The organism is uncultured Campylobacter sp. (assembly GCF_937996225.1).
Taxonomy (GTDB): Bacteria; Campylobacterota; Campylobacteria; order Campylobacterales; family Campylobacteraceae; genus Campylobacter_B.
This window is the reverse complement of record NZ_CALKTC010000081.1, coordinates 1-15,793: the sequence shown is the minus strand read 5'-3', so window position 1 is coordinate 15,793 and position 15,793 is coordinate 1. Positions and strand designations below refer to the sequence as shown.

General features: G+C 42.3%; 14 protein-coding genes and 2 pseudogenes. 6 read left to right on the top strand and 10 right to left on the bottom strand.

The window, feature by feature from the left end; all coding sequences use genetic code 11:
* The 3 genes from Q0174_RS09500 to Q0174_RS09490 all read right to left on the bottom strand — a co-directional run.
* The coding region (locus Q0174_RS09500) for a calcium-binding protein (RefSeq protein WP_298043567.1) at positions 1-3,640 on the bottom strand (3,640 nt) is incomplete at its 3' end.
* 4 nt (positions 3,641-3,644) lie between these two features.
* On the bottom strand, positions 3,645-4,106 hold the full coding sequence (locus Q0174_RS09495) for a hypothetical protein (RefSeq protein WP_298043565.1): 462 nt from the start codon (positions 4,104-4,106) through the stop codon (positions 3,645-3,647).
* A gap of 436 nt (positions 4,107-4,542) precedes the next feature.
* Complete coding sequence (locus Q0174_RS09490; RefSeq protein ID WP_298043563.1) at positions 4,543-6,132, bottom strand: TolC family protein; 1,590 nt, start codon at positions 6,130-6,132, stop codon at positions 4,543-4,545.
* 119 nt (positions 6,133-6,251) lie between these two features.
* Here Q0174_RS09490 and Q0174_RS11020 point away from each other — a divergent pair, with 119 nt between their 5' ends.
* The 4 genes and pseudogenes from Q0174_RS11020 (at position 6,252) to Q0174_RS09475 (ending at position 7,385) form a co-directional block, all read left to right on the top strand.
* Positions 6,252-6,470, top strand: a complete 219-nt coding sequence (locus Q0174_RS11020; RefSeq protein WP_366112712.1) for a hypothetical protein — start codon at positions 6,252-6,254, stop codon at positions 6,468-6,470.
* Positions 6,397-6,624 (top strand): citrate/2-methylcitrate synthase, encoded by a 228-nt coding sequence (locus Q0174_RS09485; RefSeq protein ID WP_366112710.1) that lies wholly within the window; start codon positions 6,397-6,399, stop codon positions 6,622-6,624. The genes Q0174_RS11020 and Q0174_RS09485 overlap by 74 nt, the downstream gene beginning before the upstream one ends.
* Positions 6,625-6,630: 6 nt before the next feature.
* Positions 6,631-7,101: pseudogene (locus Q0174_RS11015) on the top strand (pseudouridine synthase); the annotation flags it as partial.
* 17 nt (positions 7,102-7,118) lie between these two features.
* The gene (locus Q0174_RS09475) at positions 7,119-7,385 is read left to right on the top strand and encodes a hypothetical protein (protein WP_297964001.1); all 267 of its coding nucleotides are present in this window, start codon (positions 7,119-7,121) and stop codon (positions 7,383-7,385) included.
* 85 nt (positions 7,386-7,470) lie between these two features.
* Here Q0174_RS09475 and Q0174_RS09470 read toward each other — a convergent pair whose 3' ends face one another.
* From Q0174_RS09470 to Q0174_RS09460, 3 genes are read right to left on the bottom strand one after another with little or no spacing between them, the layout of a single operon-like run.
* Positions 7,471-7,917: a DUF2141 domain-containing protein gene (locus tag Q0174_RS09470; RefSeq protein ID WP_298043558.1), complete on the bottom strand. Its 447-nt coding sequence runs from the start codon at positions 7,915-7,917 to the stop codon at positions 7,471-7,473.
* Positions 7,914-8,687: an EFR1 family ferrodoxin gene (locus tag Q0174_RS09465; RefSeq protein ID WP_298029549.1), complete on the bottom strand. Its 774-nt coding sequence runs from the start codon at positions 8,685-8,687 to the stop codon at positions 7,914-7,916. The genes Q0174_RS09470 and Q0174_RS09465 overlap by 4 nt, the downstream gene beginning before the upstream one ends.
* An 18-nt stretch (positions 8,688-8,705) precedes the next feature.
* Positions 8,706-9,308, bottom strand: a complete 603-nt coding sequence (locus tag Q0174_RS09460) for a TetR/AcrR family transcriptional regulator (protein ID WP_177387686.1) — start codon at positions 9,306-9,308, stop codon at positions 8,706-8,708.
* Between the two features lie 157 nt (positions 9,309-9,465).
* On the opposite strand from Q0174_RS09460, the gene Q0174_RS09455 reads away from it, so the two are divergent.
* Positions 9,466-9,627, top strand: coding sequence for a formate--tetrahydrofolate ligase (locus Q0174_RS09455; RefSeq protein ID WP_298043556.1), 162 nt, complete (start codon positions 9,466-9,468; stop codon positions 9,625-9,627).
* A pseudogene (locus Q0174_RS09450) lies at positions 9,600-10,110 on the top strand (formate--tetrahydrofolate ligase); the annotation flags it as partial. The gene Q0174_RS09455 and the pseudogene Q0174_RS09450, both read left to right, overlap by 28 nt.
* A gap of 938 nt (positions 10,111-11,048) precedes the next feature.
* On the opposite strand, the gene Q0174_RS09445 reads toward Q0174_RS09450, so the two are convergent.
* The 4 genes from Q0174_RS09445 to Q0174_RS09430 all read right to left on the bottom strand — a co-directional run bounded on the left by Q0174_RS09445 (position 11,049) and on the right by Q0174_RS09430 (position 15,396).
* Positions 11,049-12,350, bottom strand: coding sequence for an HlyD family type I secretion periplasmic adaptor subunit (locus Q0174_RS09445; protein ID WP_298043554.1), 1,302 nt, complete (start codon positions 12,348-12,350; stop codon positions 11,049-11,051).
* Positions 12,351-12,372: 22 nt separating this feature from the next.
* Positions 12,373-12,654: a type II toxin-antitoxin system RelE/ParE family toxin gene (locus Q0174_RS09440; protein WP_298043552.1), complete on the bottom strand. Its 282-nt coding sequence runs from the start codon at positions 12,652-12,654 to the stop codon at positions 12,373-12,375.
* 3 nt (positions 12,655-12,657) lie between these two features.
* Positions 12,658-12,894 carry a hypothetical protein gene (locus tag Q0174_RS09435; protein WP_298043550.1) on the bottom strand — a complete coding sequence of 79 codons (237 nt, stop codon included), beginning with the start codon at positions 12,892-12,894 and terminating at the stop codon, positions 12,658-12,660.
* A 135-nt stretch (positions 12,895-13,029) separates the two neighbouring features.
* Positions 13,030-15,396, bottom strand: a complete 2,367-nt coding sequence (locus Q0174_RS09430; protein WP_298043548.1) for a type I secretion system permease/ATPase — start codon at positions 15,394-15,396, stop codon at positions 13,030-13,032.
* Between the last annotated feature and the right edge of the window lie 397 nt (positions 15,397-15,793).

Sequence of the window (15,793 nt, the reverse complement as noted above, 5' to 3'; positions counted from 1 at the left end):
CGTCGCCGCCATAGAGGATGTCGTTGTCATTTCCGCCGTAGAGCTTGTCGTTACCTTCGCCGCCATAAAGGATATCGTTACCATCTTGACCATAAAGGATATCGTTACCTTCACCACCATAAAGGGTATCGTTACCTTCGTTAGCTACGATAGTATCATCTCCCGCTCCGCCATAAATTTCATCCTTAGCGTTTGCACCTATAATAGTATCGTTACCATCGGTTCCTTTAAAAGCAGCTTGAGTTTCTAATTCATGAAGGGAGAGTTTTGTTCCATCCGCAAATTCGAAATTCTCTATCATACCACCATTGTAATATCTTCCATCGCTATGATATGTGTTTTCTACGGTTATTTTATCCTCGGTTCCTTTGATGGAAATTTCGAGGCTATTGATATCGTTTTTAGCTCTTTTTACAAGTAGATCGTTTACAGTAATCCCCTCTTTAAATTTAATCGTATCGTTGCCCGTAAAGTCATAGATAGTATCCGCTCCATCGCCTCTTCCGAATATATAGGTATCGTCTCCCCAAGCACCTTCCAATCTATCGTTACCGGCTCCGCCTTGCAAGGTATCGTTACCGTTCTCTCCAGCAAGAATATCATCTCCGTCGCCGCCATAGAGGATGTCGTTGTCATTTCCGCCGTAGAGCTTGTCGTTACCGTCTGAGCCGACCATAATATCATTTGCATTTGTGCCGCTGGAATTAGAGGTTATTGTTGCTATATCTAGCTTATTTTGCGTCTCTTGGCCTATGGCGGCTATATACTCGCTTAGCACCCCTCGTTTATTCGCTCCGTATGCAAACTCGGCAAGTAGGCTAAGCCCTGCGGCAAATTCCTTTTTGCTCTGAAATAAAGTAGCGAACTCCGCCAAATCCACGAAAGCCTTCTTCGGATCGCTTAGGTTTATCTCTTTAAATTTATCGATTACTTTGGTGAAATTTAGTCTGAAATCATGCTTCGGCTTAGCAGATGTATTTGCGCCGCCGTTTGCGGTATCGGATTTTGAATTATCGCCCGCCGAAGCGCCGCCCGCAGCCGTATCGTTAGGCACGGAGATCATATCCAGACTTATCAGATCCGCATAGCTTTTTAGTCTGGTTTGAGCCAGTAACGAAGCATAGGAGTAGTTTAAAATTTTATCATAAGTTTCGTTTGTGTTTTTGATGATAGCTTTTATATCGTCATTGCTTATATAATAGAGCTCTGCAGTCTTTGAACCGGTGAAAGCATCGATTACTTTGATCTTATATTTTATACTCTCAAACTCCTTTAGTAGGTTTTCATCTACGGATTTAGAACTATCTAGAAGCGCTCTGTATTGAGACGGAGTGAGGCTTAGTCTTCTAGCGTTTGGATTACCGGAGCTTATCACGTTACCGTCTGCATCTACATTGATGTTTGATCCTGCGCCTAGATTTACATTGCTTGGAAGCTTCACCCCTTTTAGGCTTACTTCGTAGCCAGCAGCATTAGAATTTCCGTCCGTGCTTCTTGCCGCAGTCTCGCTCCAGGCTTTTATGAGAGCAGGTAGAGCCTTGAGCTGCTCCTCTTTGGTACTTAAGCGAGAGTAGCTATCTAGTGCGGCAGCTAGCTCTTTATTTAATGCAGCGGCCGATCTTAGATCTCTTAGTAATCCAAAGCCTTTGATATTTGCTCTAGCCATATCTTCTGAGTTTAACGGCGTTTCATCTTTAAATTTAGAGTTTATCGTATCGACGTTGAAATTCAGATCGCCCATACTATGAGCGGTGCCGTCAGTTTTAGTATAGCTTCCCTTTAGACTTAGGGTATTGCCGCCTCCTAGATCTTCGTTTACCTCGTTGTGATTTAGGCTCAGACTAGCGATGCCTAGCTCATCTAGGCTCTTTAGCTCGCCTTCATCTGAGATCCCGTTAGAGTTCGCATCCTGCCAAATTTTAAGATCTTTGAAATTATCGTCTTTATTATCTATAAGCCCGTCGTTATTGCTATCAAATTCCTTTAAAGCTTCGTAACCGTCCTTGGCTAGTCTTTGATTGCCCTCTTTATCTTTTATCTGCGTGAAATTTCCAAACAGCTCGCTGCCGTCGTCTATCTTACCGTTGCCGTTACGATCGTAGGCTAAAATTCCATCCTCTTTGCTTATCCAAGATGATCTGTGAGATACTCCGTCGCCGTTGTGATCGAAGTAGGCTCCGCCGTTAGGTGCAGGGCTGATGCCGATCTTGCCGTCGCCGTTAAGATCAAGGGCGAGAGGGTCGTAGATAAAAAATTCCAAGATAGAAACGGCAAGTCCGATATAAAACTTCTTAGTGTTTTGAAGTTTGTTAGATAATTCTTCATTCATTTTATTGACAGCCGCGATCGTAAAATCTATAAGAGCATCCGAAGCGTTCGTTATATATTCATCGAGCTTATCCACATAAGGAGCCGTTAGCTCCTTAATTACTTCAAGCAACCAAGGATCTCTTCCTACCCAATTCGGATCATATAGATTTAAAAAATATGACAACGAATCTCTATTCTTATAAAGATTTAGGAGATAGTCGCTTCCCAGATATGAGCCTATCGCGCCGAATAGTGTAACCAAAGCTATTGCTTTAGTTTTGCCCATACCCTTATTAGGCATAATCAGCGAGGCAAACATATATCCGCCTATATTCGCTCCGGTTTCTTCTAGCATATATTCTTTGACGATGGTTCTTGCTTCTTCTCTATTTCCTGCGCTAAGTGCCTGATCTGCTCTTTGCATAGTCATATCAAAGCCTATTAGTCCGCCCATAATCCCTAGTCTATTTAGCTCTTTCGTGATGAACGGTAGCTTATCGCGACCAAAAGCTTTAGTTAGCTCTTTGACCTTCTCTGAATATGGAATTCTATCATTTGTGACTATATCATTGATATAATTTTTAACTAGCGCATTTTTATTTTCTTTGAATATCGCCTCGAAATTTGTGTTTTTGCGTGCTTTATCGAAATCATCTTGCGTTAGTTCGGATATTTCTTTGCCCGCTATTTTTGCTACGGCGTTTTGATCGCTGATAATATAATTTAGTTTTTCTCTATCGGTAGCATAAGAATTTAGTTTAGAAGTGAATTCCGCTTTATCCATACCGTTGATTTTAGTGATATTTTTGTTTTTGAGAAGTTCAGGGAGTTCGGTTTGATAGAAAGTCCTATCTGTGCGAGCACCCTCACCTATTAAAGTTATTATTTCACCTTTGGTCTCTGCAATAAAACGTTTAGAGGCAATATCCCATAAGCCACTATCTTTTTTACCTGCATCGTGAAAGAATTTGTTGAGTTCGGATGGCGGCACTTTACCATCAGCACTACCGCGTTTCTTATATTCTTCAATTACGTCAAAATCTGGATCACCATTACCAAATGCTCTCGTTAAAGCATTTTGTAAATTTTCATTTTCCCATATATTTAAAAAATCACCGACTGACGTTTTATCTATCATCCTAATATTATTATATTGATTAGTCTTTTTTAGATAGTCTTTAAAACCATCCATGTCCTGTATGCCAGAATATAATATCGTCTTTGTTTCGGGTGAGCTAAGATTCAGCTTATTTAATATATTTATTATATCTTGTTTAGTGTTAGCTGTTTTTAGCAACTCATTTGCCTGTTCAAGTGTTAGATTTTTCATAATCTTATCCTTTTAACTTATTTATTAGTGTTACTTTATAGTTTGGTGATTTAGCCTGCCTCCACGCACCACCCAATCCATAAACATCAAGAATTTCTTTCAAAAGTGTAAAAATTTCTTTATTAGTTAATCTACTATAAGTAATCGGTCTTACATCCAATAGAAGCCATACTTTATCATATGATACTTGATCTATAATTTTATTATAAAGCTCGGTATCTAGTATAATTTCGAACATCTCACCTTTATAATAAAGCACCCATAAACTTTTTGAGAGGTAAGCGTGGTCTAGCTCCGGATCCGGAAAAAATCCACTCTCCATAAACCAGCAGTTGCGCTCTCTGTCTATGACCCAATACCATCGATCCGGCAAACCTCTATCGTGCCGATTATACTTGAGAAACATCTTAGTAAGTCCATATTTTTCATCATCCTCTTTGGTGATGATCGCATTTTCAAACGCCATTCTCTCCTCCTTAAGTAATTTAATAATTTGAATTTTACGATATATGTATATTCGCCTATACGCTCATAAATATATAGTAGGAAGTAGGATTTGTTTTATTAGAGCTTGCTTAGCAGAGCGTTTATCCGTTTTAGCGCTTGCGTTATAAAGAGCTTTTTGCTGCTACCGGCTCTTTATCGCAATCTCTCATCAAATCCCCTACTCATATAAAAATTTCGCCGCATTTTATCTTTTTATTCTTACGGCATATTTAAAATTTAAAACTGCTTTGCCATATCGAATTTCAAGGTTCTTTACTACTCTAAATTTTTAAATTTACTTCCCAGCACTACAAGATACAAAGCCTAAAGCCAAATACAAGACGCTATGTTAAAACGCTATAGCCGCTTAAACTATTCGACTAGCCGCGAAATCATCTACTTGGCTACCAAACGTCCTACTCACACTTTCCGTATCTAGACATTAGTTCCGCTTTTTTGATATTAAAGCTGGCTTTTTGCGCATGTTCTTTAAGAGCTAGCTCCTTTTTTAAAGAGGCTATTAGAGAGTTTAAGACATCTATCTTTGAGCTTTCGTTGCCGGCATTTAATCTCTTTTGCATAGTTAGGATATCTTTTGAAATTTTAGAGGAATTGGATAGGATTTTATTGTATTGGTCCTTTTTGGATAGAAATAGTTTAAGATCTGCTATCTGCTTTTCGTATTCTAATTTAGCTTCTTCTTTTTTAGATAAAATCCTTTCTTTATTTATCTGCTTTTCTTTGATCTGTGCGGCACGTTTGCCTCCGTCAAATAGGCTCATATGCACCGTAAGTCCCGCTCTATATCCATGTCTTTTGACATCCTTTCCGGCGCGGCTAAAGTCATCTCTGTCGCTGCCGTAAAGATCGTATCTGCCGTAGAGAGAAACGGTAGGATAATAAAGTCTTTCTTGCGATCTCATACTTAGCTCATTTGCGGCTAATTCATGATCAAATCCTTTAGCGATTACGCTATCTTCAAAGGGTACGAACTCCGAGTTGATACTATTAGCTCCGCCTAGATCCGAGAGATAAAATATGTTTGGAATTTTAACTCCAGAAAGCGAGTAAATTTTATTTAAGGCGTTATTGGCATTAAGCTGTAGTTGAGATAGCTCATAACTCGTATCGGCCAATGCTATGGCTTGATCTGCTAGAGCTGTTTTGCTTAGCTCTCCTGCGCCCGATAGTCTCTTTTCATAGATATAAAGCATCTCGTAGGCATCTTTTAACCGCTCGTAAATTTCTATTCTGTTTTTATATCCGAGCGCCTCGTCGTAAAGCTCCAAAAGCTTAATCGAGCTATCCATATAGGCAGAGCATCTTTTAAGATCTGCTTGTTTGATATTCTCTTCGGCAGCTTCGATCGCTAACTCATCCGCACCGAATTTAAATATATCTTGGCGCAGCACGAGCGATACGGAATCGCCGTAGCCGCTTTGCGAGACTAGGCTATCATCGCCAATCTGCACGGAATTATAGCGAGCGCCGTAGCGTTTGGCGTATTCGCTATTGGCATTAATGCCTAGCTCTGGGTAGCGTGAGGCCTTTTGATACTCAAGCTCGTTACGTGCGCTTTGAACATCGAGCCTGGTTAAATTTAAACTCGGAGAATTAGCTAAAGTATGTTTTAACAGGGCGTCGAAAGAGAAGGAATTCAAACCTGCTTTTAAATTTGGATCGAGCTCTCCGTCCAATCTTTTTTGATTTATATCCCGTATTTTTGATCTATCTAGTCTGTAAATTTTAGCAGGGGCTTTGGCTTTAGCTTTGGAACTTGAACCTTTGGAAGCGTCTTGCGAATTATCTTGCTTAGAACCTACCTCCGGGGTAGAGAGATATTTTTCTAAGGCGCTTTGGTTGTTTTGCAGGGCTGCTTGGTTTTGAGTAGACGTTTTATTTGAGGCAGGTTTTGATGAAGCGGAGCTAAATTTATTCGCTGCGTTTAGTGCATCCGCACCCAAGATCAAAGCAAAAGCGGTGAAAGCTATTTTAAATTTATCCAAACGAAGCTCTTTATAAATGAAATTTTAATGCATTTTATACGAAAGGGGATTAAAATTTTATAAAACGGATGAGGAAATTTTAAGTTTGCCGTCTTAAAATTTAAAGACCGAGGCACGCGGTGTATACGATCGACGATCCGAGGGCTGTGCTTTTGCACGAAAAGGCTTCCAAGCTTACAAAAGAAAAAAAGTGCGAAGCGGAATTCCGCCTCTATGACCTTATCGCAAAAATTTCTCCCGACGTGCTTGCCGAAGTGCACGAAGGTGAAAAAAAAGATCTGCCCGAACGTCGATTTTTATTCCAGCTTTGTGTATTTGATGCTCAATATCCCGCGTGAACTCTACACGCCCATTTTTGCGATTTCGCGCATTGCGGGCTGGAGCGCGCACCGCATCGAAGAGATCGTCGCAGGCGGCAGAATTTACCGGCCGGCGTACAAAAACGTGTGCGACGTGCGCGATTACGTTCCGATCGAAAAGCGCATAAAGTAGGCGCTTATGATCCGCCTCGACAAATTACTATCTCACGGGGGCTTGGGTTCCCGCTCTTCCGTAAAAAAACTGCTCCGCTCGGGCGCCGTGACGGTAAACGATAACAGCGTATCCGACGCATCGATCCGCATCGATGACGAGAACGATGTCGTCGCCGTACGGGGCAAAAGAATCGAAGTTCGCAAAGCCGTCTATCTCATGATGCATAAGCCTTCGGGATTCGTGTGTGCAAAGCGCGACGGGCTTTACGAAACGGTTTTCGATTTGCTAGGCGATCCATACCGCACGCCTTTTTTCGAAGAAAATCTGCATACGATCGGAAGGCTCGACTGCGATACCGAAGGTTTACTTATTCCGACGACCGATGGAGCGCTCACGCACCGCATCACTGCTCCGAAAAGCGAATGCGGAAAAACGTATGTTGTGCGCCTAGCAAAAAAGTTCGAAACGAAGAAAGGGCGGCATACGTTTGCAAATGTGCGCAAGGCATGCACATGGAGCCTGAAGGAAGAGAAAAAGAAGCCGACTGCAAAAGCGCGGAGCTCGTATGGCTCGGCAGCGGCGATGAAAAAGACGAATGTACGCTTACGATCTGTGAAGGAAAATTTCACGAAGTAAAGCGCATCTTTTCCGCGCTCGGAAACGAAGTCGTCTATCTGAAGCGCATCGCGATCGGCGCGCTTCGGCTGGACGAAAGCTTCGCGAAAGGCGATTGGCATGAACTTTCCGAAGACGAAATCGAACTGCTATACCGAATTTGAGAACTTGCGCGCGCGTTTCAGCACTGTACGCCCAATTGTTCTTTGAGTGCGGATTGTGCGACTGCCGAAACGTTGATTTTAAGGATTAATTCATTTTTACCAAGGGGATGGTTACCGTCGCCGTGCCGTCTATAAAAACCTTGTGTTTTTTGAAGTTGCCGGGCGGGCCTTTGCCGTCGTAATTGCTGAATCCGAACGGCTCTTTTGGTATGCCGATCGCGTTCGTATTCAGTTTTCCGTCGCCGTTGACGTCGTGATAAACGCAAAACGCATACTCTCCGGCTTTGAGCCGTATGCGATATATCGCCTTTTCTCCGTCAGCTGCCGTTTCGGCGGTTCTATACGGAAGACGTTTGCGAAAACTTTCGGAGGAATCGTGGATACTGATAACGATTGTTCCCGACTTTTCTTTTATGCCGGTAACGACGATTTCCGTGTCAAAGAACACTTCGCCGTCCGCCGTTTGGGAATACAGGGAATACGACGGGTTGAAAATCATCGCGCAGAAAAATAAAGTGAACAGTTTTTTCATAGTGTTTCCTTTTTTGCATAATTGTCAAAGCGGCACTGCTCGAATACGTCCGTACCGATAAGCGTGATCGCCTTCGCCGGGCAGTTGTTTATGCAGCGGTAGCATATCGTGCAGTTTCCGGGATAAAACACGGCTTTACTGTTTTCGATATATAATGACTTTGTCGGGCAGTGTGCCGCGCATATGCCGCAGCCGATGCAGCGGTCCGTTTTGATTTTGAGCCGTTCGGTCAGTTTTTTCGCATGCATTTTAAACCACAGGCGCTGGCCGAATAAGCCTGCGATTCTGTGAAAAAACGATAAGCCGTCTTTCGGATAGATTCCCCGCTTTATGCCTTCCGCCGCTTGCAAAATCTTTTTTTGCGCCGCCGCTATGAGCCCCCTGTTTTCTTTCGGCGTTTTTTTTAAAAGCTTTACATCGGCGATACAATCCGGCATGTGCAGATGTAAGCCTCCGGTAACGGCGGCTCCGCATTTTCGGAGCAGCCTGGCCGCAAGCCCAGCGCCGTCTCCGCTGAAAAGGCCCATCGTTGCGATCACAAAAACGCGCTTTCCGCGGAACATATCGGCATGTTTTAAAATAAACGCTTTTACAATGCGCGGGATATCGCTGAAGTAAATAGGATAACCGAGCGCGATTTCATCCGATGCGCGTAAGATTTCAAGCGCTTCGTCCGATTCCATGCTGCAAGCCCTGCCGCCGGTCGCTTGTGCAAACGCTTCCGTACAGTATTTTGTGTTTCCCGTTCCGCTGAAATACATTCCGTTCATATCGTACCTCTTGTGCCCTTACTTTAAAAATGACGGCTCGAGCACGTCCATAAAATCGCCGATTTTTTCTTTCCAATTTTTGTCGTAGCACACGTTTTTCATTGTCGCCAACGCCGTAAGTCCGTGAATAAAAGCCCATATCGTTATTAAAATATCGATTTGCTTTTTTTTCGGGACTTTATTTTGCGTAAGCAATGACAGGACGCTGTTTTTATACAGGATAAAAGGCGCATAGTTTTCTTCATCCGGCACGGATAAAGTTAAATCGACCTTTATGTCCGACTTTGAATACAAAAATTGAAAATAGGCGGGATTTTCAATAAAAAAAGAAACATAGGCCGTGCCCAAATTTTTTAACAATTCGGAAGGCTTTTTGTTTTCGGCGATCGCGGCTTCGAGCGTTTTCGAAAAGCGCTCAGTGATGTGCAGCTGCATCGCGTTGAGCAATTCTTCTTTGTTGTGAAAATGACTGTATGGGGCGGCATGGCTTACCTTGCAGGCCGTCGCCGCTTTTCTCAGCGAAAAAGACTGTAGCCCGTCGGTATTGACGATTTCGATACCTTTTTCTATTAAAAGATTTTTTAATCCTTCGCGGTGATACGGCAAATTCAATTTTTGCATAAGTACTCCCTTTTAATCTTTACAGTGTCAAGATAATAGCGTAAAAACTTTACATTGTCAAGTTTAAAGCGTCGTGTAAAGCGATTTACAAAAGCCCGCGTTCGCGCATATAATTATGTTATGTTGTCGGATATCGAAATAGCGCAAAAAAAATCGAATGCTTCCGATCGCGGACATCGCACAGCGCATCGGCATTGATGCGGACGGAATCGAACCGTTCGGACAGTACAAAGCGAAACTCACCGCAGAAACGCTTCGGATTTTGCAAAAGCGCGCCGCGGACGAAAGCGCGCGCGCCTCATCCTCGTTACCGCTGTAACGCCGACGAGTGCGGGGGAGGGAAAGTCGACCGTTTCGATAGGGCTTGCCGATGCACTCAATCGGATCGGGAAAAAAACGGTGCTTGCGCTCCGAGAGCCGTCTTTAGGCCCCTGCTTCGGCATAAAGGGCGGTGCGTGCGGCGGCGGAAGGGCGCAGATTGTTACGATGGAAGAAATCAATCTGTACTTTACCGGCGACATCCATGCGATTTCCGTAGCAAACAATTTGATTGCGGCTCTGGTCGATAATCACATTCATCACGGCAACGAACTCAAAATAGATCCCCCACACGATTTCGTGGAAGCGGTGCGTCGATCTCAACGACCGCGAACTGCGCAGCATCGTCGGACTCGGCGGCAGAATGAACGGAGTGCCACGCGAAGATCGCTTTTGCATTTCCGTCGCAAGCGAAATCATGGCGATCGTCTGTCTCTCGCGCACGATCTCGGAATTGAAAGAGCGTATCTCGAATATCGTCGTCGGCGAAAATTATGACAGAGAAAGCGTAACACAATAGCAAATAGGCAAGCAAATAGAACAAATTCCGTAAAGCGATCGTTCCATCTGCTTTCCCACCCGTCTCATTTTACGCCATGAAGCGTACCATATGCAAGCTATAAATGCCCTAGGGCTGGGGATATCCGTCAAGAGGCGATAGGCTCTTGACGGATATTTATAATGTGTCTTTCCGTCGCGTTTTACTTTATTGCACCTATTTGAGACGTTTTAGCGCTTTATAGGAGTTCTCTTTTTTTGGGTGGTATTTTTTGTATATTACAGCTACACGTAAATTTAAAAATATACCCGCGTATTTTTAATAATCACATAACTATAAAAGCTATAAGTCCATAAAGATATTGTTATTTGTGATTGCAATGCTCTATGACTTCTTTTAATACTATGAGATATTTTTCGCTGCAACTATTAAGCTTTGATGCTTGCTTTTAGTGTTATGAGTGCATGAGCTTTTAGAATATCTACTTTATCCTTTTATTCACTATTTGGTCTTTTCATCGCTCTTTTATATTCCTATATCATTTGTTTGCTTCATAATCTGATCGATGGCTGCTTTGGTGTTTGTTGGCCTTTGAATAGCTACCTATTTTATATCGCGTCTTGTATTTGATTTTGGGCTTTGTATTTTGCAGTGCTGCGAAGTAAAATTTTAAAATTTGGAGCGCCAAAAGACCTTGAAATTCGATATGGTAAAGCGATTTTAAATTTTAAATACTTCATAAAAGGGTAAAATGCGCCAAATTTTTATATGAGCAGGGGATTTGATGATAGATTGAGATAAAGGGCCGATAGCGGTAAAAACGATTACTTACTAAAAAATCTGGAAATTCTTGTGTCCGTTCTAAAATTTCAAGTCATATTTGAACAAATAAAAAACGGTAAATATCCGCCTACCCTCCTTCCCTATCTTACGCTAAGTCCTTCGTCTAGGTATTTGATGACGGGGTAGATAAATAGCTCTATTACGCGCCGTTTGCCTACTTTTACCTCCGCCGTTACGCTCATACCAGGCTCAATCTCCTTTTTGATCCCATCTACGATCAAAAATGTAGAATCGGGTCTAATCTTTACTTCGTAGATCTCTCCCAGCTTCTCATCGTTTATCGCATCGTTTGCTATGTGGATGAGCCTGCCTTCTAGCTTGCCGTATTTTTGAAAGTCGAAGGTCTGAACCTTAATCGCTACGCTTTGATTGTTTTCCAGATAGCCTATGTCTTTATTAAGCACGTTTGCTTTGATGATTAAAGGCTTATCGCTAGGCACTATAGAGATTAAATTTTCTTGATTTGTGATGGCGGTTCCTTGCGTATTTACGAGTAGCTTTCCCACAAAGCCGTCAACCGGAGAGGAGATGATCTGCTGTCTGGTTTGAAACAAGATCGCGTTGATCTCCGCTTTTAGCGAGCTTGCTTCCTTCTGTTTGGCTAGCATCTCATCGAGCCACTTGGATATGCTTTGGCTTTTAAAGGCCTCAAGCTCTTTAGCTAGCTCATCTAAATTTGCCCTTTGCTCGGCAAGCTTCTCTTTTGAAATTTTAAGATTGGAGTTTAGCTCGATTACTTTGGATTTGAGCTCATATAGATCCCTGCACGCTATTATATCTTTTACTTTGTTTAGATTGCTTAGCCGTGCCTCATCTATCTTTAAAATTCCGCTTAGCCTCTCGACCTCTAAATTGGTGGAGTTTATCCCCATTTGCAGAGCTTGCATTTTTAGATTATAGACATTTATGCTCTCTTCGTAATTTGACTTTTGCGTATTGTATAAGCTCAGCTCATCTGCGCTGATATTGGCATCTAAGCTTTTGCCCGAGCTTAGAGCGTCGAGCCTTTTTATCGAGTATTCAAGTAGGGCTAGGCTCTCTTGCTTGGTGGATAAATTTACCGTAGATACGCTAGGATCGATTAAGATGAGATGATCGCCCTTTTTTACTTTATCGCCCTCTTTTACTAAAATTTTAGAAACGACTCCGCTTTCGAGAGATTTTAAAATTTTAATCTCGCCGTCGGGCACGACCTTACCGTTAGCGCTTACTACGATATCCACTTTGGCAAACACCATCCACAGCACGGCAAATATCAAAGCTCCGCAAGCGATCCATAAGATAGATCTTCCTAAAGGGTTTTGCGGAGCATCCTCTATCTCGATCAATAAAGGCTTAAACTCGTTTGAATCATCCTCTATTCTTTTAAAAATTTTTAGCATTGTTTGCAACTTTAATCTAAAATTATTTCATAGCATGGCTATTATATTTAAATATCGCTAATATTTTTATGGCGTCTTTGCTTACGCGAAACGGCACCGTATAGCCTTTAAAAACTAGATCCCTAGTGTCTTTACGATTTAGCTTAGGATTTTTTCTAAAACTATACGGACGATTTGGAATGTCTGAAATTTTAACAATCAAACCATCCGCAAATTTGGCCGCCCTTTCGGGACTATCCTGCGCGATAAACATAATAATTTTATCCAGATCGTTAAGGAATTCTTCGCTGTAGACGAGCTTCATATCTTAGGCCATTTTTTTAAAAAGCGTATTTAGATGCTCCAACATTTCCTCGTGCGAGCGATATTTCAGCTCGCCTCTATCGTCGGCATCCGAAATTTCCATAAGTCTAGCTTCATCCTGTGGGCTTAAATAATCGAGCTCATTATAGCTTATAACGGCGGTAGGATCGTTTGCGATTATATCCTCTATGGCTTTAAGCGTTTTAGCGTTTGACGTTTGAATATTTATCGATGCAAGCATAGTTTATCCTTGTAGAAATCTAATTGAATTATGCCATAAATTTATAATAAAGCTCTTAAAGGCGGCGGCGCGCAATAAATGGGTTTAAATTTAAAAGCGCTCTTGCGTTAAATTTATCCCGCCCTACCCTTCGACCTATCCTAGCTGCTTATCATATAGGCTCTTGTAGTAACCGCCTAATGCCATTAGCTCCTCATGCTTTCCGCGCTCTACAATCTCGCCTTTATCCAGCACTAAAATTTCATCGCAATTCTTGACGGAATTTAGCCTATGCGCGATGATAATGAAGGTTTTTCCCTTTTTGATCTCGCTTAAATTTTGATTGATGATGCTTTCGCTTTCATAATCAAGCGCAGAGGTCGCCTCATCAAAGATTAAAATTTTAGGATTATTTATGAGCGCTCTAGCGATTGCGATGCGCTGTTTTTGTCCGCCGCTAAGGCTAGAGCCGCGCTCGCCTACGAAGGTATCGTAACCTCCTGCAAGCTCTGCGATAAAATCATGAGCGCCCGCGATCTTGCTAACTCTGATGATCTCCTCCATACTCGCTCCGCTTGCGGCAAAGGCGATATTTTCTTTGATACTGCCACTAAACAGATAGTTTTCCTGAAGGACCACGCCGATGTTTTGCCTCAAAAGATAGGGATTTAGATGTCTGATATCTATGCCGTCGATATAAACGGCGCCCGAGCTTTGCAGATAGAGCCGTTCGATCAGCTTTGTGATAGTGCTTTTACCGCTGCCGCTTCTGCCGACTATGCCTACGCTTTTGCCCGGTTCTACGTGAAAGCTGATATCTTTAAGCACCAAATTTAGATCCGGCCTATATCTGAAATTTACGGCGTCAAATTTTATATCTCCTTCGATATTATTTAACGCAATCGGCTTATCGGTGCTCTGCTCGGTTGGAGTATTTAATATATCTCCTAGCCTATCAACGCTAAGAAGAGCTTGCTGAAACTCATTCCAAAGACCTACGAGCCTCATTACAGGAGCGCTAAATTGCCCCGCAAACATCTGAAAGGCGATGAGCTGACCGACGCTTAGCTTGCCTTCTATTACGAGCCCCACGCCGAAATATAAAATGCAAAGCGTCATAAGCTTTTGAAGTGCCGAGGCAAAGCCGCTTGCGACGTTGCTTAAATTTGAAAGATTAAAAGATGAGCGGACGTATCTGCCTAGATTTTCCTCCCACATCTTTTGCATACTGCCCTCGATCGCTAGAGATTTCACCGTCTGCATTCCGGTTACTGCTTCTACGAGATAGGAGTTTGAAGCGGCTCCCATTTGAAATTTATCCTCCAGCCTCTTTCTAAGTACCGGCGTGATAAAAAAATAGATCGCAGCAATTACGCTTATAAATGCGATTGCAATCAGCGTAAGCTTAATGCTATAAAGCAGCATCATAAAGACAAATACGAAGCTAAATAAAATATCAAGTAGCACACTAACGCTTTTATTAGCAATAAACTCTCTTATGCTATCTAGCTCGCGCACTCTAGCAACGATGTTTCCAACCTTGCGGTTCTCGAAGTAGGTCATCGGAAGCAGAGCCAAATGGCTAAAAAGCTCGCTACCTAGCCTGGCGTCGATTTTAGTAGTAGTGTGCGCGAATATATAATTTCTACTTAGGCTTAAAAGCATCTCAAATATGATGGTCGCCAAAAATGCAAATGCAATTACGTTTAGCGTACTGATGCTATGATGAGTTAAAACCTTATCGAGCACCACTTGCGTAAAAAGCGGCGTCACTAGACCGAAAAGCTGCATGATGAATGAAGCTAAAAGCACTTCAAATACCACTCTTTTAAAGCTTAACATCCGCTTATAAAACCAAGCAAAGCCGAATTTGATCTGAGAATTCAGAGTTTTATGAGCTAGCACGATAAACTCGCCGCTGCAAAGATCAAATAGCTCGCTAGCATTAAGCTCCTTTACGGAATTGCCGCCGTCAAATACGATAAATTTAATAGCTGCTTCTTGTTCTTGCGAGGATTTGGATGAGCGGGAAGCTTTAGTCTCTTTGGCAGACAAATGGGATGTGTCCGCGGAGGAAGAATATGGCGCGCCGGAAGAAGATGACGCATTAGAAGATAACGATGCGGATGAAGATGAGTTTAAAGAATTTGCCGTGTCGCTGTTAGAGCTCAATATCTCCTTGGAATCTGCCGTATCTTTGGAATTTGCGCTATCTAAATCGGCTGCTGTCTTGCTAGCGTTTGCCGCTTTAATATCCGCTTCGCTTCGCTGTTCTATCTTTAGGACGTTAAAATAGCTTCCGTCCTTTTTCTGAAGGATAAAGGGAGGCTTATAGCGCATCAAATTTGAAAGATTTAGCTTTTTGATTTTAGCCTTAAACTCGCAATGCTTAGCCATACGCACTAACTCTTCGATCTGCGGTTCCTCGCTGCTTAGCGCAAATTTATTTATAAGCGCCTTGGCATCGAATGGGATATGATTTACGGCGGCTATCAGACCTAGCGAGCCCAGGGCGGTTTGCATTGGATACCTTTGAGTGAAATTTGAAAGAATTCTATTAAGTCTATTTGAAACGGGGCTTAAATTTAGAGGGAATTTTAAAGAAATTTAAGGGATTGAGAAGATTATGGGGTTTAAACAATAATAGTGCACATAAAAGAATGGCTGTCGAAAGGCTGCCAGATAGATTATAAAAATTTTGGAAGGCACCCGATAAAATATCCGGGTCAAAATTAGCTTCGGAGAAGCAAACGCAGCAATACAAGTGACGAAAAAATCGGTTTAGTCACAAATTTTTGCTACAACTATGAAATTTTAAAGATACTTTAATCCTCATCGTTATATAATCGCGGCATTTTCGGGGGAATAAAACGAGTTGTCGCTTTAGGTTTTGCTAAAAAGCTAAAGCTCTTTACAGGCT